This window comes from Arthrobacter sp. NPDC056691, assembly GCF_042791415.1.
Taxonomy (GTDB): Bacteria; Actinomycetota; Actinomycetes; order Actinomycetales; family Micrococcaceae; genus Arthrobacter.
The window spans coordinates 1-26,538 of sequence record NZ_JBHTXX010000027.1 but is presented as its reverse complement, the minus strand read 5'-3'; the positions used below and the strand labels follow the sequence as shown (position 1 = coordinate 26,538).

22 protein-coding genes are annotated in these 26,538 nt (G+C 68.1%); 14 read left to right on the top strand and 8 right to left on the bottom strand.

Annotated elements, in window-relative coordinates:
• Positions 1-7: 7 nt before the first annotated feature.
• Positions 8-586, bottom strand: coding sequence for a hypothetical protein (locus ACFRAU_RS18875; protein WP_378001050.1), 579 nt, complete (start codon positions 584-586; stop codon positions 8-10).
• A gap of 162 nt (positions 587-748) precedes the next feature.
• Between ACFRAU_RS18875 and ACFRAU_RS18870 the strand changes: the two genes are divergently transcribed.
• Positions 749-2,353, top strand: coding sequence for a methyltransferase (locus ACFRAU_RS18870; RefSeq protein WP_378001085.1), 1,605 nt, complete (start codon positions 749-751; stop codon positions 2,351-2,353).
• A 92-nt stretch (positions 2,354-2,445) separates the two neighbouring features.
• Here the strand turns inward: ACFRAU_RS18870 and ACFRAU_RS18865 are convergent, their stop codons facing one another.
• On the bottom strand, positions 2,446-2,760 hold the full coding sequence (locus tag ACFRAU_RS18865; protein WP_378001049.1) for a hypothetical protein: 315 nt from the start codon (positions 2,758-2,760) through the stop codon (positions 2,446-2,448).
• 185 nt (positions 2,761-2,945) lie between these two features.
• Between ACFRAU_RS18865 and ACFRAU_RS18860 the strand changes: the two genes are divergently transcribed.
• From ACFRAU_RS18860 to proC, 5 genes are all read left to right on the top strand, one after another.
• Positions 2,946-3,626: an ArsR/SmtB family transcription factor gene (locus ACFRAU_RS18860; RefSeq protein ID WP_378001048.1), complete on the top strand. Its 681-nt coding sequence runs from the start codon at positions 2,946-2,948 to the stop codon at positions 3,624-3,626.
• A gap of 184 nt (positions 3,627-3,810) precedes the next feature.
• Positions 3,811-6,534: a type I DNA topoisomerase gene (gene topA / locus ACFRAU_RS18855; protein ID WP_378001047.1), complete on the top strand. Its 2,724-nt coding sequence runs from the start codon at positions 3,811-3,813 to the stop codon at positions 6,532-6,534.
• 66 nt (positions 6,535-6,600) lie between these two features.
• Entirely contained in the window at positions 6,601-7,050 is a 450-nt protein-coding gene (locus ACFRAU_RS18850; RefSeq protein ID WP_378001046.1) for an SseB family protein, read from the top strand.
• Positions 7,051-7,134: 84 nt separating this feature from the next.
• Positions 7,135-8,127 carry a Ppx/GppA phosphatase family protein gene (locus tag ACFRAU_RS18845; RefSeq protein WP_377995105.1) on the top strand — a complete coding sequence of 331 codons (993 nt, stop codon included), beginning with the start codon at positions 7,135-7,137 and terminating at the stop codon, positions 8,125-8,127.
• A gap of 475 nt (positions 8,128-8,602) precedes the next feature.
• Positions 8,603-9,436, top strand: a complete 834-nt coding sequence (gene proC / locus ACFRAU_RS18840; protein ID WP_378001045.1) for a pyrroline-5-carboxylate reductase — start codon at positions 8,603-8,605, stop codon at positions 9,434-9,436.
• A 278-nt stretch (positions 9,437-9,714) separates the two neighbouring features.
• Here proC and ACFRAU_RS18835 read toward each other — a convergent pair whose 3' ends face one another.
• Positions 9,715-10,401 carry a TrkA family potassium uptake protein gene (locus tag ACFRAU_RS18835; protein ID WP_003797805.1) on the bottom strand — a complete coding sequence of 229 codons (687 nt, stop codon included), beginning with the start codon at positions 10,399-10,401 and terminating at the stop codon, positions 9,715-9,717.
• On the bottom strand, positions 10,394-11,827 hold the full coding sequence (locus ACFRAU_RS18830) for a TrkH family potassium uptake protein (protein WP_377995107.1): 1,434 nt from the start codon (positions 11,825-11,827) through the stop codon (positions 10,394-10,396). The genes ACFRAU_RS18835 and ACFRAU_RS18830 overlap by 8 nt, the downstream gene beginning before the upstream one ends.
• A gap of 105 nt (positions 11,828-11,932) precedes the next feature.
• Between ACFRAU_RS18830 and ACFRAU_RS18825 the strand changes: the two genes are divergently transcribed.
• Both ACFRAU_RS18825 and ACFRAU_RS18820 read left to right on the top strand, forming a co-directional pair.
• Positions 11,933-13,144 carry an acetoin utilization protein AcuC gene (locus ACFRAU_RS18825; RefSeq protein ID WP_378001044.1) on the top strand — a complete coding sequence of 404 codons (1,212 nt, stop codon included), beginning with the start codon at positions 11,933-11,935 and terminating at the stop codon, positions 13,142-13,144.
• A 78-nt stretch (positions 13,145-13,222) separates the two neighbouring features.
• The gene (locus tag ACFRAU_RS18820; RefSeq protein ID WP_378001043.1) at positions 13,223-13,882 is read left to right on the top strand and encodes an ArsR/SmtB family transcription factor; all 660 of its coding nucleotides are present in this window, start codon (positions 13,223-13,225) and stop codon (positions 13,880-13,882) included.
• 82 nt (positions 13,883-13,964) lie between these two features.
• Here the strand turns inward: ACFRAU_RS18820 and ACFRAU_RS18815 are convergent, their stop codons facing one another.
• Entirely contained in the window at positions 13,965-15,332 is a 1,368-nt protein-coding gene (locus tag ACFRAU_RS18815) for an alpha-hydroxy-acid oxidizing protein (RefSeq protein ID WP_378001042.1), read from the bottom strand.
• 107 nt (positions 15,333-15,439) lie between these two features.
• Between ACFRAU_RS18815 and ACFRAU_RS18810 the strand changes: the two genes are divergently transcribed.
• Complete coding sequence (locus ACFRAU_RS18810) at positions 15,440-16,147, top strand: FadR/GntR family transcriptional regulator (protein ID WP_378001041.1); 708 nt, start codon at positions 15,440-15,442, stop codon at positions 16,145-16,147.
• A gap of 82 nt (positions 16,148-16,229) precedes the next feature.
• Here ACFRAU_RS18810 and ACFRAU_RS18805 read toward each other — a convergent pair whose 3' ends face one another.
• Together ACFRAU_RS18805 and ACFRAU_RS18800 are read right to left on the bottom strand one after the other, a co-directional pair.
• Positions 16,230-18,731, bottom strand: coding sequence for a beta-glucosidase (locus tag ACFRAU_RS18805; RefSeq protein WP_378001040.1), 2,502 nt, complete (start codon positions 18,729-18,731; stop codon positions 16,230-16,232).
• Entirely contained in the window at positions 18,732-20,009 is a 1,278-nt protein-coding gene (locus ACFRAU_RS18800) for an MFS transporter (protein ID WP_378001039.1), read from the bottom strand.
• A 134-nt stretch (positions 20,010-20,143) separates the two neighbouring features.
• Here ACFRAU_RS18800 and ACFRAU_RS18795 point away from each other — a divergent pair, with 134 nt between their 5' ends.
• Entirely contained in the window at positions 20,144-20,734 is a 591-nt protein-coding gene (locus ACFRAU_RS18795) for a TetR/AcrR family transcriptional regulator (protein ID WP_377995114.1), read from the top strand.
• Here the strand turns inward: ACFRAU_RS18795 and ACFRAU_RS18790 are convergent.
• Positions 20,731-21,753: a LacI family DNA-binding transcriptional regulator gene (locus tag ACFRAU_RS18790; RefSeq protein ID WP_378001038.1), complete on the bottom strand. Its 1,023-nt coding sequence runs from the start codon at positions 21,751-21,753 to the stop codon at positions 20,731-20,733. The two genes, ACFRAU_RS18795 and ACFRAU_RS18790, sit on opposite strands and share 4 nt — an antisense overlap.
• Before the next feature lie 193 nt (positions 21,754-21,946).
• Here ACFRAU_RS18790 and ACFRAU_RS18785 point away from each other — a divergent pair, with 193 nt between their 5' ends.
• Genes ACFRAU_RS18785 through ACFRAU_RS18770 form a run of 4 tightly spaced genes read left to right on the top strand, consistent with a single transcriptional unit; the run spans position 21,947 to position 26,477 of the window.
• Positions 21,947-23,380, top strand: a complete 1,434-nt coding sequence (locus ACFRAU_RS18785) for a Gfo/Idh/MocA family protein (protein WP_378001037.1) — start codon at positions 21,947-21,949, stop codon at positions 23,378-23,380.
• Positions 23,381-23,404: 24 nt separating this feature from the next.
• A complete protein-coding gene (locus ACFRAU_RS18780; RefSeq protein WP_378001036.1) occupies positions 23,405-24,442 on the top strand; it encodes an NAD-dependent epimerase/dehydratase family protein in 1,038 nt (345 codons plus the stop codon).
• Positions 24,439-25,344, top strand: coding sequence for a 5-dehydro-4-deoxyglucarate dehydratase (locus ACFRAU_RS18775; protein ID WP_378001035.1), 906 nt, complete (start codon positions 24,439-24,441; stop codon positions 25,342-25,344). Before ACFRAU_RS18780 ends, ACFRAU_RS18775 begins: the two co-directional genes overlap by 4 nt.
• Positions 25,344-26,477, top strand: a complete 1,134-nt coding sequence (locus ACFRAU_RS18770; RefSeq protein WP_377995119.1) for a mandelate racemase/muconate lactonizing enzyme family protein — start codon at positions 25,344-25,346, stop codon at positions 26,475-26,477. The genes ACFRAU_RS18775 and ACFRAU_RS18770 overlap by 1 nt, the downstream gene beginning before the upstream one ends.
• The last annotated feature ends 61 nt before the right edge of the window (positions 26,478-26,538 follow it).

Here is a 26,538-nt window from a genome sequence, read left to right as displayed (position 1 = left end):
TTAAAACTTACCCGTTTGAGGTGCCGCCGGTTGCCGTCCCCCTCCTCCCGCTCCGCCGTGACGCCACAAAAGAGACAAGTCTGTCTGCCTCGGTCAGGGCTTTGGCCATGCCTGCGGAGGTCGCCAGTATCCGCTCGCCCCGGGACTCCAGGGTCACGGGAATGACCGTTGCCCGCGCCGCAGCGTCCGGTGGCACGGCGGCTTCACGATGCGGGGGCCGAGACTCCGGGGCCTGCGGTTCCCCGGCCTGGCGCCGGGCGCTTTCCTCGGACAGGGTCAGGGCATCGATCTTGGCGCCGCCGATCTTGTCCAGCATCTCGTAGTCCTCGTCGGTGCACAGATCGCTGGCCCCAAGGTGTTTCAATGCCACCAGGCCAACGACGGCCCTGCTGAAGTCGCGGTCCATGGCAAGGTCGATGGCCCACTGCGTCCGCTTCCACCACTGGTCCCGCCGGTCCGCCTCGCGCCGCTGGGCGAGCGCGCGCCACGCGATCCAGCCAGCAATGACTGCGGCCAGCAGCGGTGCGAATGCCGCCGCGTACCGCAGCCAATCGGGATCGGCCGCCACTGCCTGGGTTCCGAGCATGGCCCCACTGTAGCTTTCGCCGCCCACAACCATCAGGCACCACAGCCGCGCCAGGGCCTGAAACGTGGCGGCGCCGCGGCCGAAAGGGCCGAAAGGTCCCAAAAGGATGGGGACCGGCATGCAGGCGCGGGCGGGAAATAGACTTGCCCGGTGACCGAACCAATGCACTTCACCGCCGGCAACACTCCCGACGCACCGCGCAGCGACCGGACCGAGCTCCTGCAGGCGCTGGCCGCAGACCTCCGGGAGGTGGGCTACACCCTGGAGGGCGTGGCGGACCTGCTGGGGGAATCGGCCTACGAGGCCCTCAACCGGGACCAGCTCATCCCGGCACTGATCGTGACGGAAGCAGCAGCCGCCGGCGGGCCGCGCACCGCGGCGCTGGCCGCCGTCGTGCGTTTCTGGCTTTTGGCCGTTCCGCAGGAAGGGGCGGTGCTCGACGGCGCGCTGCCGCGGACCCGCGCCGAAGGACTCGTGGCGCTGGGGCTGGCCAAAGTCGCTGGGACCGAGGTTGCTGCCGAAGCGGACCTGCGCCCCTACGGCTGGGACTCGGGCGACGGCGGTGTCGAAATCTGGGTGGCCAGCGACCTTGCCGCCCACCAGCGGCCCGGCGTCCTCAGGCACGACCACGTCCTGGGGATCGGGCAGGCGTCCACCACCCTTGTCCAGTCCACCATCCGCCGGCCGGCCGGCAGAGCGCTGGACCTGGGCACCGGCTGCGGCATCCAGACCTTCCATCTCCTGCAGCACAGCGGCCACGTCACCGCCACGGACATCTCGGCCCGGGCCCTCGCATTCACGCGCTTCAACCTCCTGCTCAATGCGGCAGCCCTCGACATTGATCCGAAGCAGCCGGAAGAACGGGTGAACCTGCGGCTCGGGTCGCTCCTCGAGCCCGTTGCCGGCGAGACATTCGACCTCGTCGTGTCCAATCCGCCCTTCGTCATCACACCGCGCACTGCGGGCGAGGCCGCGGCCGACCAGTTCACCTACCGCGACGGCGGCCTGCCGGGGGACGATATCGTCGCGTCGCTGATCCGTTCCCTGCCCGATGTGCTCGCACCGGGCGGAACAGCCCAGCTTTTGGGCAACTGGGAAATCCCGGAAGGCTCGGACTGGGATGAGCGGCCGCAAAGCTGGGCCGGTCCGGACACGGACGCATGGTTCATCCAGCGCGAACAGGTGGGGCCCGAACAGTACGCCGAGACCTGGCTGCAGGATGCCTCCGAAGCCCGGGACCGCCGGCACTACCAGGAGGCCTACGCCGCCTACCTGGCCGACTTCGCGTCCCGGAATGTCGGCGGGATCGGCTTCGGCATGATCTTCCTGCGCCGGCCGGCCGGTGAGCGGCGGATCCACCGGTTCGAGGAGATCACCTACCCGATCGAACAGCCGGTCGGGCCGCATCTGGGGGCAGCGGTCGAAAGGGCCGACTGGCTGGCGGACCACGACGTTTCCGCAGCTCACCTGCTCGTGGCCGAGGACGTCACCGAGGAACGCCACCAGCGCCCCGGCGCCGAACACCCCGGCGTTATCCTCCTGCGCCAAGGAGCAGGCCTCCGCCGCACCAACCTGCTGAGCACCGAACTGGCGGGCTTTGTCTCCGCGTGCGACGGCGACCTGACCGCCAGCCAGATTATCGGCGCCCTTGAGGCGCTGCTGGGCGGGACGGAGGAGTTCGACGGCGACGCTTTCCGGGCAGGTCTGCTCACCGAAGTGGCCAATCTGGTCCGGGACGGATTCCTGCTGCCCGTTGACCCGGACTGATAGCGATCCGATAGCGCGAACGGACACTTGAGGCCCACGAAGGTGCTCAACTGTCCGTTCGCGCTGAGTTTGTCAGTTAATGCTGGGGCTTGTCAGTTAATCAGGGCGCGGCCCATCCCGGGGGCAGGGACGTCGATGGTGAAGCCGCACATGCAGCGGTAGGTCACGGCGTCGGCTGCGCCCACGGCCTTCACCGAACGGATCAGCCGCTGGCCTTCCACCCTGATGGCCATCTCCAGCGAAAACTCCTGATCGAGGCGCTTCATGGGCCGCCTGCAGTGCCGGGGCGTGCCCGTTGGCGCCAGCAGGACGCCGTCCGTGGCTGCGCCGGCGTCCTGGCCTGCGCCCGTGAGTTCAGGGGCGGACCGGGTTGTGGGTACCAAAGCGTCGTCGTCGAGGGTAATCATGGTCATCCTTTGGGCTTCTCACGGGGCCGCCAACGCCGGCGGCCCCGCCGCGAACTGCTTGCGGGAGGTCTGTTTACGCCTGTAAGCAAAGCATGCTTAGTATTCCCGGAGCAAGCCGGCCGGCCCCTGAATGCGAATGTCAAGCATTTCTTTCAGAACCTCATCGTGCTGCGTAGACTGAAGGAGTGAGTACAGATACGCCGTCTTCGGGACCGGCGGAAACCCCGCAGCCGGACGCCGCGCCGCGCCGCAGGACCCGGCCGGAAAAGAAGGTGGAGATCACCGACCCCAAAGCGATCCGGGCCCTGGCCCACGCCGCCCGCCTGGAGGTCATTTCCGAGCTGTACTCCACGCAGTCCAGCCGGACGGCCACGGAACTGGCCCAGCAGACCGGGCTCACTCCCAGCGCGATGAGTTACCACCTGCGGGCGCTGCAGAAATGGGGCATAGTGGTCCCCGCCGAGCCGTCGGCCGACGCCCGCGAACGCCGGTGGAAGGCTGCCGGTACCGATTTTGCGATCAATTCCGGCGGGGCCGTGGCCGGTCCGGACTTTGCGGTAATCGACCTCGAACTGGACGCGTTCCGCCGCCGAGCCAGCGCCTACGCCCGTGCCCGGGACGAACACCGCCAGCGCGGTGACTCCTCCGAGCCGGCCCCGGCGGTTCTGCTCGCCAGCAACCTCCTCTACCTGACGGCCGAGCAGCGCAACGAACTGACGGAAAGGGTTTTTGACCTCCTTCGCGACTACGAACTGGATGATCCCAGCCGCATTCCACCCGGTGCCGAGCGGACCGCCACCATGTGGTCCATGATTCCCGACGACCGCACCCTGCCGGGGGCATCGGGCGGCCACGAAGGCACCTGACGGGCGCGGCCGAATGCCCTCTGCCAGGCTCCGGGGACACGCCCGGGCCGCCGGCAGTCCGGCCAGGACAACAGCCGTGACGGGGGCCACCGTTTTCCACATGACAGCGCAGAATTCTGCAAAATATGGTGAACTAGGCCAATATGGGCTGATCTGCCCGAGCAACCTTTTTTGTAGGAGCACTGTGCCAAGCAAGGCCAAAACCGGCAAGAAACTCGTGATTGTGGAGTCTCCGGCCAAGAGCAAGACCATCGCCAAGTACCTGGGCGAGGGCTTCATTGTTGAGGCCTCCATCGGTCACATCCGCGACCTGCCGCAGCCGTCCGAGCTTCCCGCGGAACTGAAGAAAACCTCGCTGGGCAAGTTCGCCGTCGACGTCGAAAACGACTTCAAGCCCTACTACGTGGTCTCTCCGGACAAGAAGAAAAAGGTGGCCGAGCTCAAGGCCCAGCTGAAAGACGCCGACGCGCTCTATCTCGCAACCGATGGGGACCGCGAGGGCGAAGCCATCGCGTGGCACCTTCTGGAGGTCCTGAAGCCCAAGGTCCCCGTCTACCGGATGACCTTCGGTGAGATCACCAAGGAAGCCATCCACCGCGCCATGGACAACCTGCGCGACGTCGATGCCGCCCTGGTGGATGCCCAGGAAACCCGGCGCATCCTGGACCGCCTCTACGGTTACGAGATCTCCCCGGTGCTGTGGCGCAAGGTGGCGCGCGGCCTGTCCGCCGGTCGCGTGCAGTCCGTGGTCACGCGCATGGTGGTGGACCGCGAACGGGAGCGCATGGCGTTCAAGGCCGCGTCCTACTGGGACCTGACCGGCCAGTTCGGTGCCGACGCCGGCTCCTTCAAAGCGAAGCTCGCCGCTGTTGACGGCGCCAAGGTCGCCACCGGCCGGGACTTTAACGACGACGGCGAACTCACCTCGCGCAACGTGGCCCACCTTAACGAGGAACTCGCCACCTCCCTGGCCGACGCCCTGCAGGACGCCGATTTCCGTGTCCGCTCCGTGGACACCAAGCCGTACACCCGCCGCCCCGCCGCGCCGTTCACCACCTCCACGCTGCAGCAGGAGGCCGGCCGCAAGCTGCGGTTCTCATCCAAGAGCACCATGCAGGTGGCCCAGCGGCTGTACGAAAACGGCTACATCACCTATATGCGTACCGACTCGTCGGCGCTGAGCGACGAGGCCGTCACGGCTGCGCGCCGCCAGGCCGCCGAGCTGTACGGCCCCGAGTACGTTCCGCAGTCGCCGCGCGTCTACACCAGCAAGGCCGCCAACGCGCAGGAGGCCCACGAGGCCATCCGCCCCGCCGGTGACTCCTTCCGCACCCCGGCGCAGGTTGCCAAGCAGCTCAGCGGCGACGAATTCCGCCTGTATGAGCTGATCTGGAAGCGCACCGTCGCCTCCCAGATGGGCGACGCCAAGGGCTCCACCGCCACCATCCGCCTGGGCGCGGTTGCCTCCGACGGCCGCGACGCCGAATTCTCGGCCTCCGGCACGGTCATCACCTTCCCCGGCTTCCTGGCCGCCTATGAGGAAGGCAAGGACGAAAGCCGCGGCGACGACGAATCCGACGATGCCCGCCGCCTGCCGAACGTCGCGAAGGGTGACGCGCTGGCAGCCTCGGACATTCTCGCCGTCGGCCACGAGACCTCGCCGCCGCCGCGCTACACCGAAGCGTCGCTGACGGCCGAGCTGGAAAAGAAGGGCATCGGACGCCCCTCCACCTACGCCTCCACGATCTCCACCATCCAGGACCGCGGCTACGTGCGGAAGCAGGGCTCTGCCCTGGTGCCGAGCTGGATCGCCTTCTCCGTGGTTCGGCTCCTCGAACAGCACTTCACGGACTACGTGGACTATGAGTTCACGGCCGACATGGAAGGCGACCTGGACAAGATCGCCAACGGCCAGGCTGCGGGCACCGCCTGGCTCAAGCACTTCTACTACGGCGAAGATACCGACCCCGGCCTGCTGAGCATCGTGAACAACCTGGGCGAGATCGACGCCCGCGAGATCAACTCCGTGCCCATCGCGGACGGCATCACGCTGCGCGTCGGCAAGTTCGGCCCCTACCTGGAGAGCTCCCTGCCCACGGTGGACCCCAAGACCGGCGAAGTGATGGAGTCCGCCCGCGCCAACGTCCCGGAGGACCTCGCCCCGGACGAACTCACCGCCGCCAAGGCAGTGGAGCTCATGGAAACCGCGGCGCCCGAGGAACGGGTCCTGGGTGCCGATCCGCACACCGGACACACGGTTGTTGCCAAGAACGGCCGCTACGGCGCCTACGTCACCGAGATCATCCCGGAGATGACCGAGGAGCAGCTGGCCAACCTCCCCGTGGAGTACTACAAGAACGGCAAGCCCAAGCCGCCGAAGAAGCCTGTCAAGGCCAAGCCGCGCACCGGTTCGCTGTTCAAGTCCATGACCGTGGAATCCGTCACCCTGGACGAGGCGCTGCAGCTCATGAGCCTTCCCCGGGTCCTCGGTCAGGACGCCGAGGGCAACCCGATCACGGTGCAGAACGGCCGCTTCGGCCCGTACCTGAAGAAGGGCACGGACTCGCGGTCCATCGGCTCGGAAGAGGAAATCTTCACCATCACCCTGGAGCAGGCGCTGGAGATCTACTCCGAGCCCAAGCAGCGCGGCGCCCGCGCAGCCGTGCCGCCCCTGGCCGAGTTCGGACCGGACCCGGTGTCGGAGAAGAACATCGTGGTGAAGGAGGGCCGCTTCGGTCCGTACATCACCGACGGCATCACCAACATCACCGTGCCCCGCAGCACCTCGCTGGAGGAACTGACCCGGGAACGCGCCGTCGAACTTCTCGCCGAAAAGCGGGCCAAGGGCCCGGTTAAGCGCACCACCACGCGCAAGGCCCCGGCGAAGAAGGCTGCAGCCAAGAAGTAGGGCCGGTCCGGCCCGGGTCACCGGGCCGGAATTGCTTCGCGCCACGCAACGTGGTCGAGTAGATGCATGACTGAACAGCCGGAACCCGCAGACATCACGCCGCTGAACGATCTTGAGGAGAAGCTCGCCCGGGGCGGCCAGCCGGACGCCGATCCGGTGGACGTCATCCTGTCGTTCCTCAACAACGAGGTCTACATCATCAGTTCCGACGCGCTCGAGGGCCAGGACTCGCAGGTCGAGCCGCTGGTGCTGGGCAACGCGGACGGCCAGCCGGTCCTTGCCGTTTTCTCGCACCCCACCCGGGTGGACGCGCAGTACCTGGAAGCAGCCCCGAACGTCCTGGGCACCCAGGGTGCGGCGATCATCGCCAACATCGGCGATGAACTGGGCATGGTCATCAACCCGGGCGCGGCCTACGGCTTCGAGATCAACCCCGAGGGCATCGCCAACATCAAGCGCGACTTCAAGCGCGCCGACGAAGTGGACCCCAACCCCGCCGGCCTCGAAGGCGAGTAACCCCGCGCGGCTGTCCGCAGGCCAAAGCACGCAATGTAGGTGACGGGTTGCGTCCGCTGCGCCGGCGGGGGGAATAATGGCAGGATGCGGCTAGGCGTCCTCGACATCGGTTCAAACACTGTCCACCTCCTGCTGGTGGATGCCCACCCCGGCGCACGGCCTGTGCCTTTCGCCTCACACAAGCGCCCCCTCTCGCTGGTGCAGTACCTCGATGAGGACGGCAACATCACCGACGCCGGCCAGCATGAGCTCACGGAGTTCGTGCTCGAGGCCTGGGAGTTTGCAGCGCGGCACAAGGCTGACGACCTGCTGGCCTTCTGTACCTCGGCCATCCGCGAGGCCACCAACGGCCCTGCGGTGCTCGCCCGCGTGAAGCACGAAACCACCGTGACTCTGCAGGAACTCACGGGCAGCGAGGAAGCGTCCATGACGTTCTTCGCCGTCCGACGCTGGTACGGCTGGGGCGCCGGCACCGTCCTGAACTTCGACATCGGCGGCGGTTCCTTCGAAATGGCGCTGGGGCAGGACGAACTGCCGGAACTTGCAACCTCCGTGCCCCTGGGCGCGAGCCGGCTGACCCGGGACTGGCTGCACGAGGATCCGCCGTCCGCAAAGAGCGTCAAGGAACTGCGCCGCTACATCCGGACCACCCTCAAACCGGTGGTCCGCAGCTTCAATGAGGTGGGCAAGGCAAATGTCGTGGCCGGTACCTCGAAGACCTTCCGCTCCCTGGCCCGGATCGCCGGTGCAGCCCCCAGCGCCGCCGGCCCGTACGTGAAGCGCGACCTCAACCGCACGGACCTTGGCCTCTGGGCCCAGCGAATTTCCGCCATGAAGTCCGAAGACCGGCTGCACCTGCCGGGCGTCTCCGAGGCACGGGCCAACCAGCTCCTCGCCGGTGCCCTGGTGGCTGAAGCGGCGCTGGAGCTCTTTGAGTACAAGAAGATCAAGATCTGCCCGTGGGCGCTGCGCGAGGGCCTCATCCTCCGGCGGCTCGATCAGCTGGTCTTTGACGGTCCGCTTGAGCCGGCTCCGCACGTGGGTGTCCCGCAGGTCTCTGCGCTGCCGGCCGTCTAGGGTTTCCTGCCGCCCGGGGCGGCACAAGCCTGCTGCTCTCCGGGGCTGCCTTAAACGAGTAAACGCCGGCCGGTTACGCAGAAGAAGCTGGGGGGAACACTTCTGCAACCGGCCGGCGCAACGCCGGTCCCGAAGGACCGGCTCCATCACTCGCACCTGTGAGGCGTTTACGACTCTAGCGAGGGAGTTTGGGTGTTCTGCGGGATTTACCTGACAACACGCTGGGAATCCGTCGGCCGCCGGGCTGGAGCTTAAAAAGCAAAGACACCGACGGCCCGCTGCAGAAAAATGGGCAAAACCACTGCAGACCGTCGGTGCCTGACAAGCATCCCCATGCTTGCTTCATCACTCGCACCCTCAATGAGGTAATACCTACGTTAGGGGCCGAATGTGTGTGAATGCTTCGGCCAACATGTGAGCTTCCTGTGAATGGCCACGGTCTGCATCCGGAGCGATGAACTGCAATGATGGAGCAATGAGCAACCGAATCGCATTCCTTGGCTGTGGATCAATGAACGAGGCCATCCTGGGCGGCCTGCTGGAGAGCGGCACGGATCCCATGGAGATCGTGGCCACCGTCCGCCGTGCGGAGCGGGCAGCGGAGCTGGCCGAACGGCATACCGGCATCACCGCCATTGCCGGCAGCGAAGAACCCGACAACAACAAGCAGGCGGCTAAGGGGGCCGGCGTCGTGATTCTCGGCGTGAAGCCCGTGGGCATCGCCGAGCTGGCCCGGGAAGTCAGTGGCTCCCTGTCCCCGGATGCGATTGTCATCAGCGTTGCGGCCGCCGTCTCCATCGCCCAGCTCGAAGCCGCCCTGCCCGCGGGCCAGGCGGTCATCAGGACGATGCCGAACACCCCGGCGAAGCTGGGCCGCGGCGTGGTCTCGGTGTCTGCCGGCACCAACTGCTCGCCGGAGCAGCTCCAGCGGGCGAAGGACATCCTTGGCGCGGTGGGGACCGTCGTCGAAATTCCCGAGGAGCAGGTGGACGCGTTGAGCGCCATCAGCGGTTCGGGCCCGGCTTACGCGTTCTACCTGGCTGAGGCCATGGCCGCGGCCGGCGTCGAACTCGGCCTGGATGAGGAGCTGGCGCTCCTGCTGGCACGCGAAACCGTGGCCGGGGCCGGCCTCATGCTCGCTGAACCCGGCGCCGAACCGGCCGCCCTGCGCAAAGCCGTGACCAGCCCCAACGGGACCACCGAACGCGCCATCGCCACGTTCGATGACCGCGGCATGCCGGCCATCATCGCCGCGGGCGCACGCGCCGCCGCCGACCGTGCCGCAGAGATCACCAAACAGCTCGGCTAATCCCCACCCGCACCCTAACCTCGCAAGCTCGGCCAGGGAACCCTGCGGGCGTGGGCCCACCACCCGCACCCTAACCTCGCAAGCTCGGCCAGGGAACCCTGCGGGCGTGGGCCCACCACCCGCACCGGAGTTTTTGTCCAGATACCGCGGGTTAAGGCCCCTTTTGGGCCCGATATCTGGACAAAAACTCTCCCCACGGCGTTAGGGAACGACGGCGGCTGGTGCGTTGCGGACGACGGCGGGCGGCGCCGTCGTCGGGCGCCTTACCAACCTCGCCGCTACGGCCGGGCCGCGAACCGCTCCAGCAGGTCCACGTGGCCGGAGACGATCAGCATGTCGCGGGCGGACACCTTGGTCTCGGGCCGGGCATAGGTGAAGTCCTCGCCCGGGGATTTCACGCCCACGATGGTCACGCCGTATTTGGACCGCACCTTGGACTCGTCCAGCGTGAAACCGACCGTTTCACGCGGCGGATACATCTTGACGATCGCGAAGTCGTCGTCGAATTCGATGAAGTCCAGCATGCGCCCGGAGACCAGGTGCGCAGCGCGGACGCCGGCGTCGGCCTCGGGGTAGATGACGTGGTTGGCGCCGATGCGGGTGAGGATCTTGCCGTGGGACGGTGTGATGGCCTTGACCCACAGGTGCTCGATGCCGAGGTCCACCAGGTTCACGGTGATGAGCACCGAGGACTCAATGGACGTGCCTACGCCCACCACTGCTGAGCTGAACTCCTGCGCGCCCAGCTGCCGCAGCGCGTCGATGTTGGTGGCATCGGCCTCCACCACGTGGGTCAGAACGGGCGACCACTTCTGCACCAGGGACCTGTCGCGCTCAATGGCCAGCACCTCGCGGCCCTGCTTTACCAGCTGCTCAGCGGTGGAGGAGCCGAAGCGGCCCAGCCCGATCACCAGGACCGGTGCGTTGTGGGCGGGGCGGTTGGGGGCGCCTGACGAATTAGCCAATGATGGGCCTCTCTTCCGGGTAGTGGTACAGCTGGCTGCGCTGGCGCAGGGCCAGGGCGGCGGCAAGCGTGACGGTGCCGACGCGGCCGGCGAACATCAGGATGGACAGCACATACACGCCTTCCGGCGGCAGCTCGGCGCTGAGGTTTGTGCTCAGGCCGACGGTGGCGAAGGCTGAAATGGTTTCGAAGAGCACCCGGTCCAGGGAGGCGCCGCTGATGTGCAGGAGCAGGAAGGCGGACGCGGACACCAGCGTGGCTCCGGCGACGATTACCGAGATGGCCACGCGCATGGTGCCTTCCGGGATAGTGCGGCCGTAAACCTTGACGTCGGCGTCGCCGCGGGCCTCGGCGATGATGGCCAGGAACATGACGGCGATGGTGGTGACCTTGATGCCGCCTGCCGTTGAGGCGGAGCCGCCGCCGGCGAACATGAGGGCGTCAGTGAGCAGCTTGGTGGTGGATTCCATCTGGTTCTGGTCCACGAGGTTGAAGCCGCCGGAGCGCGTCATGACGGAGGCGAAGAGCGAGTGCGTGATCTTGTCGCCGAGGTCCATGCCGCCGATGGTCCGGGTGTTGTCCCACTCCATGAGCGCCCACAGAACGGTGCCGGCCGCGAGCAGGATGAACGAGACCTGGATGGTGAGCTTCGTGTGCAGGTTCCACTTTTTCCAGTTCAGCCCGTTTTGCTGCAGCACCATGACCACGGGGAAGCCCAGGCTGCCTAGGAACACGCCCAGCATGAGCGGAATGAGGATCCAGAGGTCCGTTTCGTAGGGGACGATGCCGTCCGAGTGCGGGGTGAATCCGGCGTTGTTGAAGGACGAGATCGCGTAAAAGACGCCGTGCCAGACAGACTGCCAAAAAGGCTCACCGAGGACCATGAAGCGCGGGATCAGGGCGACCGCGAGGGTGGCCTCGATGACCACGGAGGTGGTGATGACGATCCGCAGCAGCGTACCCACCTCACCAAGCCGGCCGGCGTTGTTCATGGCTTCCTGGGCGATGAGCTTGCCCCTGACCCCCAGCTTCTTGCTCACCATGAGGGCCAGCAGCGAGGCCAGCGTCAGCGTGCCGAGGCCGCCGACGAAAATGCCGACCAGGATGATCAGCTGCCCGAAGAATGACCAGTGCACGGCGGTGGAGACCACGGTCAGGCCCGTAACGCAGACGGCAGAGACCGCCGTGAAGAGCGCCTGGTGGAGCGGGGTAAAGTCGCCCGTTGCCGAGGACGCCGGCAGCGACAGCAGGGCGGTGAAGAGGACGATGACCACCACGAAGGCGCTCAGGGCAAGGCGGGCCGGCGACGTGTTGGCAATGTCATCGATGAAGTCACGGATGCCCGTGAATATCCACAGGCCCTCACGCTCCGGCGTTGCGGGTTGCCAGCTGGCCGGGCTCTTGGACCTCGACTGGCTTTGGGTCATGTGCGGCTGTTCCTCGATTGACTCTGCTTCCTCCAGTAGTAAACCACTAATCCCCGCGCCGTGGCCGGGCCCGGGAGCAGACCGCGCTCCGGTAGCCTGTCAGTAATGACATTCCAGCCCGGACTCAGCCTCCCCGCATTGCCAACGACGGTGGTGTGGGACGCCGCCATGACGGCGTATAACTTCGGCCCGGGCCACCCCATGGCACCCGAGCGCATGGACCTGACAGCCCGGCTGGCCGGGAGCCTGGGCCTGCTGGACCTCGCCCACGTCACATTGGCTGCCCCGGACGTGGCCGACGACGGCGAACTCACCACCGTCCACAGCCCCGACTTTGTGGCCGCGGTGCGCCGGGCCAGCGACAATCCGGCCGCCGCGGACGAGTCCTACGGGCTGGGCACCGAGGATGATCCCGCCTTTGCCGGAATGCACGAGGCCGCGGCCCGCCTGGCCGGCGGTTCCCTGCTCGCGGCGGGCTCGATCCTGGACGGCTCAGCAGTGCGGGCCGTGAACTTCGGCGGCGGACTGCACCATGCGTCGCGGGACCGCGCCAGCGGCTTTTGCGTCTACAACGATGCCGCCTTGGCGGTCCGGAAACTGCTCGACGGCGGCGTGCAGCGCGTGGCATACATCGACGTCGATGCCCACCACGGCGACGGGACGCAGAGCATCTTCTGGGACGACCCCCGCGTCCTCACCATCTCCCTGCATGAGACCGGAATGTCCCTGTTCCCCGGCACCGGCTTCGCCAACGAGATCGGCGGCCCCGGGGCCTTGGGCAGCGCGGTGAATGTGGCACTGCCCGCCGGGACGGGGGACGCCGGCTGGCTGCGGGCATTCCATGCCGTGGTCCCGCAGCTCGTTGGCGCGTTCGCACCTGAGGTCATCGTCAGCCAGCACGGCTGCGACTCGCACCGGCTCGATCCGCTCACCCATCTCAACGTCAGCGTCGACGGACAGCGCGAGGCCGCATCCGCCGTCGCGGGCCTCGCCGCGAGGTACTGCGGTGACCGCTGGATCGCCACCGGCGGCGGCGGGTACCACATCACGGGCGTGGTGCCGCGGACGTGGAGCCACCTGATCGGCATAGCTGCAAACCGTCCGGTGCCGCTGCGGACGCCCGTGCCGGAGCCGTGGCGGTCGTATGTGCAGGAGCGCTACGGCGTTGACACGCCCGAGACCATGGGCGACGACGCCGACGTCTGGTGGCGCTCCTGGGAGGTGGGCTTCGATCCCAACGACGACATCGACCGCACCGTGATGGCCACGCGCAAGGAAGTCTTCCCCCTGTACGGCCTGGATCCCTGGTTCGACTAGGTCCGAGTCCCTTCACGGGGCAACCCGCCCGCGAAATAGTAGATGCCATTCGGCGTATATGTCGCTAGGGTGGGTCTCATGGTGACAGACGACGTATTTGCCGTCATTGCTGAGGCAACGCGGCGCGACATTCTCGTGTCCCTCCAGGCGGGGGACAAAGCTGTGGGGGAGCTGGTCGAGGAGCTCGCCGCCAGCCAGCCCACCATCTCCAAACACCTGAAGGTGCTCCGCGAAGCCGACCTGGTCAGCATGCGCGCGCAGGGCCAGAAGCGGTACTACGCGCTCAATCCCAAGCCGCTGGCCGGCGTCGCAAGCTGGCTGGAGACGTTCGACGTCGGACGCCCGGCGTCCGCCGCAGCGTCACCGCACGCCGCAAGCCAGCAGGCGGAGGAAGTCCAGGCCGGTACTGGCCGGGCCGCCGTGTCCGCCGGAACTCCCGCCCCGGCCGCGTCCGGCCCGTCGGCCGACCAGGCCTCAGAGATCCCGGACGCCTTCGCGGCGGCCGGGGCCGACGCAGTGGCACATGCCGGCAGCGCGGCGGATGACGCCACCCACGCACCCGGGCGACCGGCGAGCGGCCAGCTGAGTCCCGCCGTCGTGGTTGCCGGCGGACAGGTACCCGGACCCGCCGGCCAGGACGACACCGTCCCGCAGCAGATCGGCCGCACCGTGGGCCGCGCCGCGACGAAGGCCGCCGACCTGCTGGCGAACCTCCCCAAGTTCGGCCGCAAAAAGTAACCCCACCCAACTGACTCGCAGTTGTTGTCGTTTTGGAGCCTCAAAACGACAACTAATGCGAGTCAGTTGGGCGGAGGGGCCGTTACTTGCCGAGGATCCGCACGTGGTCCGGGGTCAGCTCGGAGATGCTGCTGACGCCCAGCAGCGCCATGGTGCGGGCCATGTCCTTTTCCAGGATCTGCAGGACGCGGTCGACACCTGCCCTGCCGCCGGCCATGAGCCCGTACAGGTAGGCGCGGCCGATGAGCGTGAAGTCGGCACCGAGGGCCAGGGCGGCGATGATGTCGGCGCCGCTCATGATGCCGGTGTCCAGCATGATCGCGGCGTCGGAGTTGTCCTTCTTGAGGGCCTTCGAAACCTCGGGCAGCAGGTGGAACGGGATGGGGGCGCGGTCCAGCTGGCGGCCGCCGTGGTTGGAGAGCACGATGCCGTCGGCGCCGTGGTCCACCACCTTGCGGGCGTCGTCCACGGTCTGGATTCCCTTGACCACGAGCTTGCCCTTCCAGGTTTCGCGCAGCCAGTCCAGGTCCTCGAACGTGAGGGTGGGGTCGAACATCGAGTTGATGAGGTCGGCCACCGTGCCCGTGTACCGCGAGAGCGAGGCGAAGGTGAGCGGCTCGTGGGTGAGGAAGTTGAACCACCAGGCCGGGCGGTAGGACGCGTCCAGGACGGTCTTCAGGGTCAGTGCCGGCGGGATGGTCATGCCGTTGCGGACATCGCGGAGCCGAGCCCCGGCCACGGCGGTGTCCACCGTGACCATCAGGGTGTCGTTCCCGGCCTTCGCTGCGCGCTCGATCAGCTCGAGGGAGCGGTCCCGGTCCGTCCAGAGATACAGCTGGAACCAGTTCCGGCCGTTGGGCGCCGCCGCGGCCACGTCCTCGATGGAGGCGGTGCCCATGGTGGAGAGCGTGTAGGGGATGCCTGCGGCTTCGGCGGCCCGCGAACCGGCGTACTCGCCTTCGGACTGCATCATCCGGGTGAAACCGGTGGGGGCGATGCCCACGGGGAGCCGGGAGGGCTTGCCCAGAATGTCGGTGCTCAGGTCGATACTGGAGACGTTCCGCAGGATGCCGGGGCGGAACTCGATGTCCAGGAACGCCTCGCGGGCACGCCGCAGGGTGATCTCGGACTCTGCCGCGCCGTCGGTGTAGTCAAAGGGGGCCTGCGGGGTGCGGCGCTTGGCGATGTCGCGCAGCTCCCAGACGGTGCTGGCGCGCTTGAGCCGCGCTTCCTTGCTGAACTCGGGCTTCTTGAACTGCATGAGCGGGGCGAGGTCCGAGTACTTCGGGATGCGTCGCTTCAGCGCGGCCGGGACGGCGGCGGCTGCCGCGGCAGCAGCGGCTGCGGCGGCTGCCGCAGCGACGCCGGTGCCGGGGCGCGTGGCCGCGATGTCCGTAGCGTCCGGGGCCGGGGTGGTCTCGGGGTTGCTCGGCTGTATGGTGTGGGTCATGGCGTTCCTCCGTGGGCGTGCCGGGAGATGCTGAACAGGAGCCTCCCCGCTGTGGTCTAACCACACTCTAAAGCATGTGGTCCGACCACATCAAGTACGATGGGCTCATGCGCACGCACCAACTTGTCCTGCGGTGGATCGAGGACCAGCTCTCCGGAGGCCAGCTCGCCGTCGGAGGCCGCCTTCCGGCCGAGCGGACCCTGGCCGAGAAGCTCGGCGTCTCCCGCACCTCTGTCCGCGAGGCCATCCGGGTGCTCGAAGCCATGGGCGTGGTCCGGGCAGGCGTAGGGTCCGGCCCCGAGGCAGGGACGGTGGTGATCTCGGATCCGACGGCGGCGCTCGGCTCAGCGCTGCGGCTGCACGTGGCCACGCAGCACCTGCCGGTGGAGGACGTGGTGGAAACGCGCGTGCTGCTCGAGTCCTGGGCCGCGGCCCGGGCCAGACCGGATGCCCCCGCACTTAACCTGGCCGGGGCCCTGCTCGACGACATGGACGAGGGCCACGCCGTCGATGACTTCCTGGCTCTGGACGTCCGCTTCCATCTGGCCCTGGCGGACGCTGCCGGCAACGCCGTGGTCAGCGCCATGATGGGGTCCCTGCGCGAGGCCATCCAGGGCTACGCGGGGCAGCTGACCGCGAACCTGCCGGACTGGGGCGCCACCGCGTCCCGGCTCCGGGCCGAGCACCGGGAGATCCTGGCAGCCATCAGGAAGGACGACGGCGGCCGGGCAGCCGAGCTGGTTGCCGCCCACATCCGGGGGTACTACAGCGAAGCCGGGCTGGGCCCGAAGGGTTCGGACCCGGCCCGGCCGTAGCTGACTTTCCCAACTGGCTCGCAATTGATGTCGTTATGGGCGGTCAAAACGACATTAACTGCGAGTCAGTTGGGTTGACGGGTTAGCGGACCTCGACCTCCAGCGCCTGGAAGTCGTCCGCCGCGTGCCGGCCCACCAGCACGCGGAACGGGCCGCGCTCAACCTGCCAGCCGCCGTCGTAATGGCCAAAGGCGCGGGCCGGGATCCGCACCTCAACGGTGTCCGTGCCGCCCGCGGCCAGATGCGTACCGGCGTATCCGGCCAGCCAGCGGACGGGCCGCTCCACCGCCGAATCCTCGCGGGACAGGTAGACCTGGACCACTTCGCGGCCGGTGCGCGTGCCGGTGTTCCGGACGGGGACGTGCACCAAGATGTCCTGGCCGGCCGGAACGGACTGCGGCGCGGAGGCGGTGCCGAGTTCGAACGTCGTGTAGCCGAGGCCGTACCCAAATGGCAGGAGCGGGGCGGCGCCGCCCCCAGCCTGCTGCCTGAGCCAGGCGCGGTAGCCCACGTGGATGCCCTCGCTGTAGACCACCTTGCCGTCAACCGGCGTCGTGTTCAGCACGGGTACGTCCCCGAGTGCGGCCGGCCAGGTGGTGGGAAGCCGGCCGCCGGGCTCTTCCCTGCCGAGCAGGATGTCCGCCACCGCAGAGCCGAACTCTTGCCCGCCGAACCAGCCCAGCAGCACCGAGCTGACCCTGTCCAGCCACGGCATCAGCACGGGCGAGCCGGCGTTGACCACCACGACCGTGCGCGGATTGACCGCGGCCACGGCCTCAACAAGTTCGTTCTGGAGGCCCGGCAGGTCCAGGTCCTTGCGGTCGAAGCCCTCGGATTCGATCGCGGCATTGGTGCCCACCACGACGACGGCGACGTCGGCCGTCCGTGCCGCCTCGACGGCCGCCCGGATCTCGGCCTGGGGGTCGGCGACGATGGCCTCCTCGCCGAGCAGGATGGCCGTCAGCGGAATCTCCTGCTGCTGCGGCATCTGGTACAGGGCGTCGATGGCGAACCTCTGGCCGGCGGTGGCCTCGAAGGCGTGGATGGTCTGCGGCGGGTCGAACAGGGCCGCGCCCAGGACGTCGGTGCTGTCCTCAAGTTCGCCGTTGAAGACCTCGGTCCCGTCGACGGAGACGGCGATGTGGCCCACCGTGCCCACGCCGAGGTGGCGCACGCCGGCGGTTTCCGCTCTCCAATCGGTCTGCATGCGGATGGCCGCCGTGCCCTCCGGAATGCCGACGCCGAACCAGATCAAGTGCGAAGCCAGCCGGTCCTCACCCGAGATCTCCGTTCCGTCGGCCGCCAGGAAGGTTACGCGCATGCCGGGCACACCGCTGACCGGATTGTGCAGGGCCCTGCGGGCGAACGGCTGCAGCCCCTCGGCCACCTTGGCGCCGCGGGCGTATGTCACGGTGACGTCGTCGGGCAGTGCCTTGCGCAGCCCCTCCAGCGGCGAGACGGTGTACTTGGGCATGACGGTGGCGCTGCCCCCGCCCTGCGTGCGGGCCTCTTCGGCGTTGTGGCCGATGACGGCGACGCTGCCGAGTGCCTTGGCGTCGAGGGGGAGCAGGCCGCCCGCGTTGCGGACCAGCACGGCGCCGCGGACGGCCACCTCGCGGGCCACCTGTGCGCCGTCGAGTTCCGCGGGGAATGCGGTGACCGCCTCGAAGCCGTCGAGTGAACCGACCCTGGCGGCGAGGCGCAGGATGCGGGTGACCTTTTCCAGGATCGCTTCCCGGCTGACGCGGCCGTCCTCGACGGCGGCGAGCAGCTTGGCGCCCCAGTGGCCTACCGGTCCCGGCATCTCCAGGTCCTGGTGGGCGTTGGCGGCATCCACCGAGCGGACGCCGGTCCAGTCCGAAACCACGACGCCGTCGAAGCCCCACTCGGTGGACAGCGGGGTTTCGAGGAGCGTGTTCTCGCTGGCCGTGGTGCCGTTGACCGAGTTGTAGGAACTCATGACCAGCCAGGCGCGGGCTTCGGTGATGGCGTCCTCGAACGCAGCCAGGTAGAGCTCGCGAAGGGGCCGTTCGTCGACGACGGAATCGGAGGTAAAGCGGTCGGTCTCGGCCTCGTTGGCGAGGTAGTGCTTGGGGGTGGCGCCCACCCCCATGGACTGCACGCCGGAAACGTAGCCGGCGGCCAGGGTGGCGGTGAGGCGCGGATCCTCGCTCATGCATTCAAAGTGGCGGCCGCCCAGCGGGGAACGGTGCAGGTTGATGGTGGGGCCGAGGACGGCGTGGACGCCCTTGCGGCGCGCCTCCTGGCCGAGCACCTGGCCGTAGCGGCGGGCGATGTCCACGCTCCAAGTGGCGGACAGGGCGGACGACGACGGCAGGGAGACGGAGTCGTGGCGCTCGTCAAAGTCTTCGCCTCGGACGCCGGCAGGGCCGTCGGACAGCACAATCCGGCTGAGGCCGATTTCCGGCAGGGCATGGGTGGACCAGACATCGGCGCCGGTCAGCAGCCTCACCTGCTGTTCCAGGCTCAGGCTTCCGGCCAGTTCGCGCAGGCGCGCCTCGGCGTCCTCCGGCAGCTGGGTGTCCACCTGGGCGGTCTTCTGCGCGGACAGGATGGGGTTCATTTACTTGACTCCTTTGATGCGGGTGACGAGGACGGCGCCGATGATGCCGACGACGGCCCCGCCGAGGAAGAGGGCGGGGTAGCCACCCAGGGCAATGACAGGGAAGGCGACGGCGGGCACGATTGACTGGGGGAGGGCCTGGGCAATGTTGAAGACCCCGAAGGTCTTGGCGTTCTCGGCCTGGTCCCTGGGCAGCAGGTCGGCGATGAGGGCCACGTCAACGGCGCCGAAGCAGCCAAGGCCCAGGCCCACGATCGCCTGGCCCACCAGGACCTGGTCTGTGCCGGTGCTCATGGCGATGACGATGAGGCCGGCCATGATGATGAGGCTGGAGGCGATGACCAGGGTCTTGCGCTTGCCGATCCGGTCGCTGATCCAGCCGCCCGCGATGCTGGTGACCACGGTTCCGGCGGAGCTGACCAGGGTTGCCTGGAAGACCAGGGAGGGAATGCTCTCCTCTGCCACATGGAGCTGGTCCGCGAAGAAGTACGGCAGGTAGAGCAGGCCCGCGCAGTAGCCAACATAGACCATGAACTTGGTCAGCCAGGCCCAGCCGAGGCCGGGTTGGAGGCGCGGATCGAAGTAGAAGGACCCCAGGATTTCCTTGAGGTTCAGGGGTGCCGGCCGTTCAGTCAGCACCCGGTCCTTGAACGTAAAGGCGAATCCGATGGCCAGGGCGGTGCCCACGATGCCGGGAACCACCGCCATCTGGAAGGCATTGTCGAAGAGCTGCGCGAAGTAGGCGGCAGCCACCAGGCCGACCGGCAAGGTCATGCCGATGAGACCCGAGAGGCGGCCGCGCTCGGCGGGGGCCGCCTGGTCCGGGAGCGTCGCCACGAGGGCCGCCAGTGCGGCGTTGAACCCCAGCTGCGCCACAACCCATGAGCCCAGGACGCCGGGCACATCGCCGGCGAGACCCAGGAAGAAGAGCGCGCCGAGCCCGATCAGGGATCCGCCAACGATCCACGGCTTGCGCATTCCGAACCGGGACGTGGTGCGGTCACTCAGGCGTCCGAAGAACGGGTTGGCCAGCAGGGCGATGATGGCCCCGACGCCGGCCACGAGGCTCAGCGCTCCGGCCCTGGTTTCCGGGGTGGTGATCTCGGAGACTTTGATGGCGAGGACGACGAGGGCCGGTGCGAGCAGGGCCATCCAGAGGCCGGCGCTGGCGATGGGCATGCCGATGACATAGGCCCGCGGCGCCGTGACGGACAGTCCTGCGGTTGGGGAGAGTGCGGGCGGAGCCGCGGTCTCCTCGGATAGGGATTCGATGGCCACATTGCCTCCTGACGAAAAGTGACCCACCGTTGGGCCTCGGAGAAAAGCGTAGCGCCAAAAACCTAGTGTGACTAGGTTTTGCTCGATATTGGCTTGTCTCCCGGTGGATCAACGCCGTGAAATAAACTGGCCCAATGTCCCCATCCAAGCCCCGCGGGCAGTACGCCAAAGGCGCCGAACGCCGCGAGCAGATCATCCAAACCGCTACAGATGTCTTCGCCACCGAAGGTTTTGAGGGCACCGCCCTCAAGCGTGTGGCCGAACTCGTGGGGGTCAAGGAAGCCACCCTCTTCCACTACTTCAGTGGCAAGCAGGAGCTGCTGACGGCGGTGCTTGCCGAACGGGACCGCCGCAGCAGGGACATTGGGGGGCTCGCCGAGTTTGGCCTGCCCATCCTGGCGTCCGTGGCGGAGCGGAACGGGAAGGAGCCCGGGCTGACCACGCTGTATGCCGTGGCGTCGGCAACGGCCAACGACCCCGGGCATGCCTCGCACGGCTACTTCCAGGACAGGTACTCCCAGCTGGTGGAGGAGCTGGCGCTGGATATCGGCCGGCGCCAGGACGCTGGGGAGGTCCGGTCTGACGTCGGGGCGGAGTCACTCGCGCGGCTGGTCATCGCCGCGTTCGACGGCCTTCAGCTGCAGTGGCTGTACGACAAGAACGTGGACATGGCCGGCGGCCTGAAGGAGCTCGTCGACGTGCTCCTGGCCCCGGCAAAGCCCTAGCTCCGCGGGTTTGCCGCGGGACCCGTGCTTCCCCGGATCTCCAGGCGCGGCTGGAAGGTGGATTCCTCGTCGGGTGCCTCGGTGCTGCGGATGAGGGCCCGCAGGCTGTGCCATGCCCGTTCGCCGAGTTCCGTGATCGGCACCGCGGCGGTGGTCAGCGGCGGGGTGGTGTACCGGGCGAAGGGGATGTCGTCGAAGCCGGTGATGGAGATGTCCTCGGGAACGCGGACGCCGCGTTCGTGCAGTCCGCTGAGCAGTCCCATGGCCACGAGGTCGTTGAATGCCAGGACGCCGGTGGCCCCGCTGGCCAGCACCTCGTCCACCGCTTCATGGCCGGTCTCGAAGCTGGACCCGCCCTCGAGCATCCGGAGTTCGACGTCGGGATGGGCGGCCCGGAACTTGTCGAGTCCCTCCATGCGGGCCCGGTTGGAGGCGCTTCGGGCCGGGCCGGCGAGGAAGGCGATTCGGGTGTGACCCAAAAGGACCAGGTGTTCCGCGAGCTCCTGCACGCCCTGGCCGTAGTCCACCTCGAGGCTGGGCACTCGGGTTTCCGTGGTGCTGCGGTTGATCAGGACCATGGGGTGCAGTGAGGGGGCCAGCTCCTCAAGTTCGGCGTCGGCCATGCGGGGCGCACACAGCACCAGCCCGTCGCAGCGCCGCCGTGCTTCCCCGGCCAGGATCGCCTCCTCACTGGAGACTTCCGACGAATCCGCAATAAGCACCCGGTAGCCGTCCTGGGCTGCGGCCATGCTCAATCCCCGCAAAATGGCCTGGAATGTGGGGTTGGCGAGGTCCGGCACCACGATGCCGATGGTGTCGGTCTTGCCCAGGGCCAGGCTGCGGCCCACGGGATTTGGCTGGTAGTTCAGTTCCGCCGCGGCATCCCGCACTCGCTCGGCGATGGCCGGGTCCACAGTGAAGTTGCCGTTCATCACGCGGGAAACGGTGGCGTGCGAGACGCCGGCCTTGAGGGCGACGTCCGCAATGCCGATGCGCCGGGTGCCCGTTCTCCTGCCCATGTGCTTCCTTCCCTGTCCGTGGCCGCGTGCCGCTGCTGCGGCCCTCCGGCTTTTGCGAACGATGGTTGACGCGCTCGCCGGTGTCTTGATACAAAGCTTATAACGTTTCGAGAAAACGCTTTCTCAGGATTCTTCCTTCATGTGGGCAGGGCGTCAAGCGGCCCGCCTACCGCCTTTGGAAAGGGGCCCACCCATGGTCAACGTCGACACCGCCCGGCAGCCACAGCCTGATACGAAAACACCGGTCACGCGGTCCCGCATCGCCCTGATCGGCACCGGCGGCCGCTCGGAAATGTACATCCGCGCCATCCTCGGCCAGCACGCGGACGTGGCCGAGCTGGTGGCCCTCTCGGACGCCAATCCCGGCCGCGTGGAGTACTACCAGCGGCTCATCCTGGAACTCGGCGCGGACGGCCCGGCCGACTCGTTCGAGCCCGGCAGTCTGACCGAATACATCAGGACCAACGCGATCGACCGCGTCATCGTCACCACCCCGGACTACACCCACGCCGACTACATCGTCGAGGCGCTGGAGGCGGGGGCCGACGTCGTGGTTGAAAAGCCGCTGACCATCGACGCCGAGGGCTGCCGCCGCATCACCTCAGCCGTGGCGGCCACCGGCCGCAACGTGGTGGTCACCTTCAACTACCGCTACTCGCCGCGAAACAGCGCGCTCAAGCAGGTCATCCAGGACGGCGTGATCGGCAAGGTCACGTCGATCGACTTCAGCTGGGTCCTGGACACCGTTCACGGCGCCGATTACTTCCGCCGCTGGCACCGCGACAAGCAGAACTCCGGCGGGCTGCTCATCCACAAGGCCTCCCACCACTTCGACCTGGTGAACTGGTGGATCGACGACGTTCCCGAGCGGGTCTACGCCTCCGGCGGGCTGCGGTTCTACGGCGCCAAAAATGCCGCGGAGCGCGGCCTCGGCGCCCGGCCGGAGCGCGGCACCACAGAGCGCGCCGCCACGGAGCGCGGCACGGTCCAGGAAGCGGAAGGGACCCGGGACCCCTTCGCCCTGGACCTCCGCGAAGACGAGCGGCTGCGCGAGCTGTACTACGACAACGAGAAGTTCGACGGTTACCGCCGGGACCAGGACGTCTTCACGGCGGGCATCACCATCGAGGACAACCTGGCGCTCACGGTGGACTACGACGGCGGGCCCACACTCAGCTACTCCCTGAACGCCCACAGCCCGTGGGAGGGCTACCGGGTTGCCGTCAACGGCACCGAAGGCCGGGCCGAGCTGGAGGTGGTGGAGCGTGCCGCCGTCGTCCACAGCACCGACAAGAAAACCGTGGTGGACCCGTCCGCGACGCCCGTGGAGGAGGACGACGCCGTGCGCCGCAACGGTGAACGCCTTGTGGTCCAGCGTCACTGGGAGCCCGCCTATGAGGTGCCCATCGTCAACGGCGAGGGCGGTCACGGCGGCGGCGACAACCTCCTGCTGTCCGACCTCTTCAACGGCCCGGGCGAGGATCCGCTGGGCAGGCCCTCCGGCTACCTCGACGGGCTGCGCTCCGTGTCCGTTGGCATCGCGGGCAATGCATCGCTCGAGACCGAACTCCCCGTCCGCATCAGCGAGCTCGGCCTGGGCGTCGAACTGCGCCGCGGCCGCGCCTGACCCAGCAGAACAGGAATCAACACCATGAGCAGAATTCTTGTCACCGGCGGCGCCGGGCGGCTGGGACGCAGCGTGGTCGCCGGCCTTGCCGGGGCGGGCCACGAGGTAGTCTCGGCGGACCGGGACGCCGTCCCGGACGGCACGTTCCCCGCCGGCGTCGAACAGGAAACGGCGGACCTGCTGGTTCCCGGCGAGGCGTTCCGCCTCTTGGAACGCACAGCGCCCGACGCCGTCATCCACCTCGCTGCTATTGCCGTGCCTTTCAGTGCGCCCGAGGATGTCATCTTCAGCACCAACACACGGCTCGCCTTCGCGGTGGTCAGTGCGGCCACCGACCTGGGGATCGGGAAGGTCATCACGGCCAGCAGCCCCACCGTCCTGGGCTACGGTTCGCCGGCCGGCTGGCTGCCGGAGTCCTTCCCGGTGGACGAGGCCACGACGCCCCGCCCCTGGAACGCCTACGCGCTGTCCAAGCAGATTGCGGAACAGACGGTGCAGATGTTCGCCGCCGCGCAGGGGGACCGCATCCGCTATGCGGCCTTCCGGCCCTGTTACGTCATCTCGCCGGAGGAATGGGACGGCGCCCCGACTCAGCAGGGGCACACCGTCCGCGAAAGACTCGCCGACCCGGCCCTGTCCGCGCCCGCCCTCTTCAACTACGTGGATGCCCGGGACGTGGCTGACTTCCTGGACGTTCTCCTGCGGAACATGGACTCCATCCCCAACGGCGAGACCTTCTTCGTGGGCGCCGCCGATGCACTGGCCACCGAACCGCTGGCCACGCTTCTGCCCCAATTCGTGGACGGCAGCGCCGGGCATGCCGCCGGACTCACCGGCACCAGCCCAGCCTTTTCCATCGCCAAAGCCAAGCGGCTGCTCGGCTGGGAGCCCAAACGCACGTGGCGCACGGAACTCGCCCCAGCCGACGAAGCCAGTGCCGGCGAGTTCCGGGCCGGCGAATCCCTCGTCGGCGCCACCACAGGACCGGCCCACACAGGAACAGCCCCCGCAGGACCAGCCCCCGCAGGACCAGCCACATCCGGATCACAGGAGACCAAATGAAACTCGACGGCGTGCTCTTCTTTCCCGTCACCCCCTTCGGCGCCGACGGCGCAGTGGACGTTGAGGTCCTGAAGGAACACATCGCCTCGCGCCTGGCGCACCGCCCCGGCGGGGTGTTTCCGGCGTGTGGAACCGGCGAATTCCATGCCCTGAGCATCGACGAGGTGCGCACAGTGGTGGCGGCCGCCGTCGAAACCGTCAACGGCCAGGTGCCGGTCATAGCAGGCGCCGGCGGACCCCTGGGGCACGCGCTAGCCGCGGCCCGCGCCGCCGAGGAGGCGGGCGCCGACGCCCTGCTGGTCCTGCCTCCGTACCTGGTTACCGGGCCCACCGACGGCGTGGTGGCCTACATCGAGGCGGTGGCCGGCGCGAGCAGCCTCCCGGTGATCGTGTACCATCGCGGCACGGCCAAGTTCACGGCCAAGGCCATTGCGCAGCTGACCGGCAACCCCAAGGTGATCGGCTTCAAGGACGGCATCGGCGACGTCGGCCTGGCCCAGGAGATCGTCTCCGCCGTCAGGGCCAGCGGCCGGGACGACTTCCTGCTCTTCAACGGCCTGCTGACCGCCGAACTGACGCAGGGCGCCTACCGCGGGTTGGGCATCCCGCTGTACTCCTCGGCGGCCTTCGCCATGGCCCCGGAAATCGCCACCGCCTACTACGACGCCTACGCCGGCGGCGATGAGGACCGCCGGGAAGCCCTGCTCGAGGGCTTCTACGCACCCCTGGTGCGCCTGCGCGACCAGACACCCGGATTCGGCGTCTCCCTGATCAAGGCCGGGCTGCGCCTCAACGGCCTGGCCGTCGGCCCGGTCCGGCCCCCGCTGGTTGATCCCACCGAGGACCAGCTCCTGGAGCTCAAGGCAATCCTGGCCAAAGGCCACGAGCTGGCCGGCCGCTGATGGCAGCCAAGATCACCGGGCTCCACACGCGCCTCATCACGGTGCCGCTGCGGCGCAGCTGGGGTGCCGACGCGCCGGAGAACCACATCATCGCCACCAGTCTTTTTACGGACGACGGCGGTGCGGGGCACGGTTTTTCCTGGACGCCCACCATCGGGCCGCAGGCGGTCAAGGCACTCCTTGACCACGACATCGGCCCGTTCATCACCGGGCTGGACGCGAACCCGGAGGTGGTCTGGGACCAGCTCTGGAAACGGCTGCACGAGGCCGGCGGCGGCGGGCTCACCACCATCGCGATGGCCGGCGTCGACCTGGCCCTCTGGGACCTGGCGGCCCGCACCGCCGGCGTGTCCGTGGCCGGGCTGCTGGGCCAGCGGCGGGAATCCGTGGAGGTCTACGGGTCGGGCGTGAACCTGCACTACTCCCTCGAGGAACTCGTGGCGCAGACCGAACGGTGGGTGGCCGCGGGCCACCAAGCCGTGAAGATCAAGGTGGGCAAGCCTGACCTGGCGGAGGACGCCGAACGCGTGGCCGCGGTCCGATCGGTGCTCGGCCCGGACCGCAGGCTCATGATCGACGCGAACCAGCGCTGGGACCTGCCCGCGGCCCTCCGTGCACTGGATGTGCTGGGCCAGTTCGGCCTGGAATGGCTGGAGGAACCGCTCCGCGCCGACGACCTCTCGGCCTACCGGCGCCTGCGGGAGCAGTCGCGGGTACCCATCGCCCTGGGCGAGAACGTCCACACCATTTACCGTTTCCGGGACTTCATCGAGGCCGGGGCCGTGGACATCATCCAGCCCAACATCATCCGCGTGGGCGGCATAACGCCCTTCCGCCGGATCGTTGAGCTGGCCCGGGCCAACAGCGTGCGGGTGGCACCGCACCTGCTGCCCGAGCTGTCCGGCCAGCTGGCCCTGACCCTCGCCGAGGCCGTCAGCGTGGAGGATGTGGAGGACGCCTCCTTCGAACAGCTGGGCATCCTCGCCGGGCCGTCACCTGTCCAGATCCGTGACAGCCGCCTGTACGGGACAGGCCTGCCCGGCTTGGGGTTCAGCTTCACCGCCGCACTCCTGCCCGAGCCGAGGGACCACAGCTTCGACCTGCCGGCAGACCCGGCGTTCCGGCTCTCGTAGGTTCCTCGCTCCCAACTAGGTAGCAGCACAGGGCGTTCCCAGGTCTGGGAACGCCCTGTGC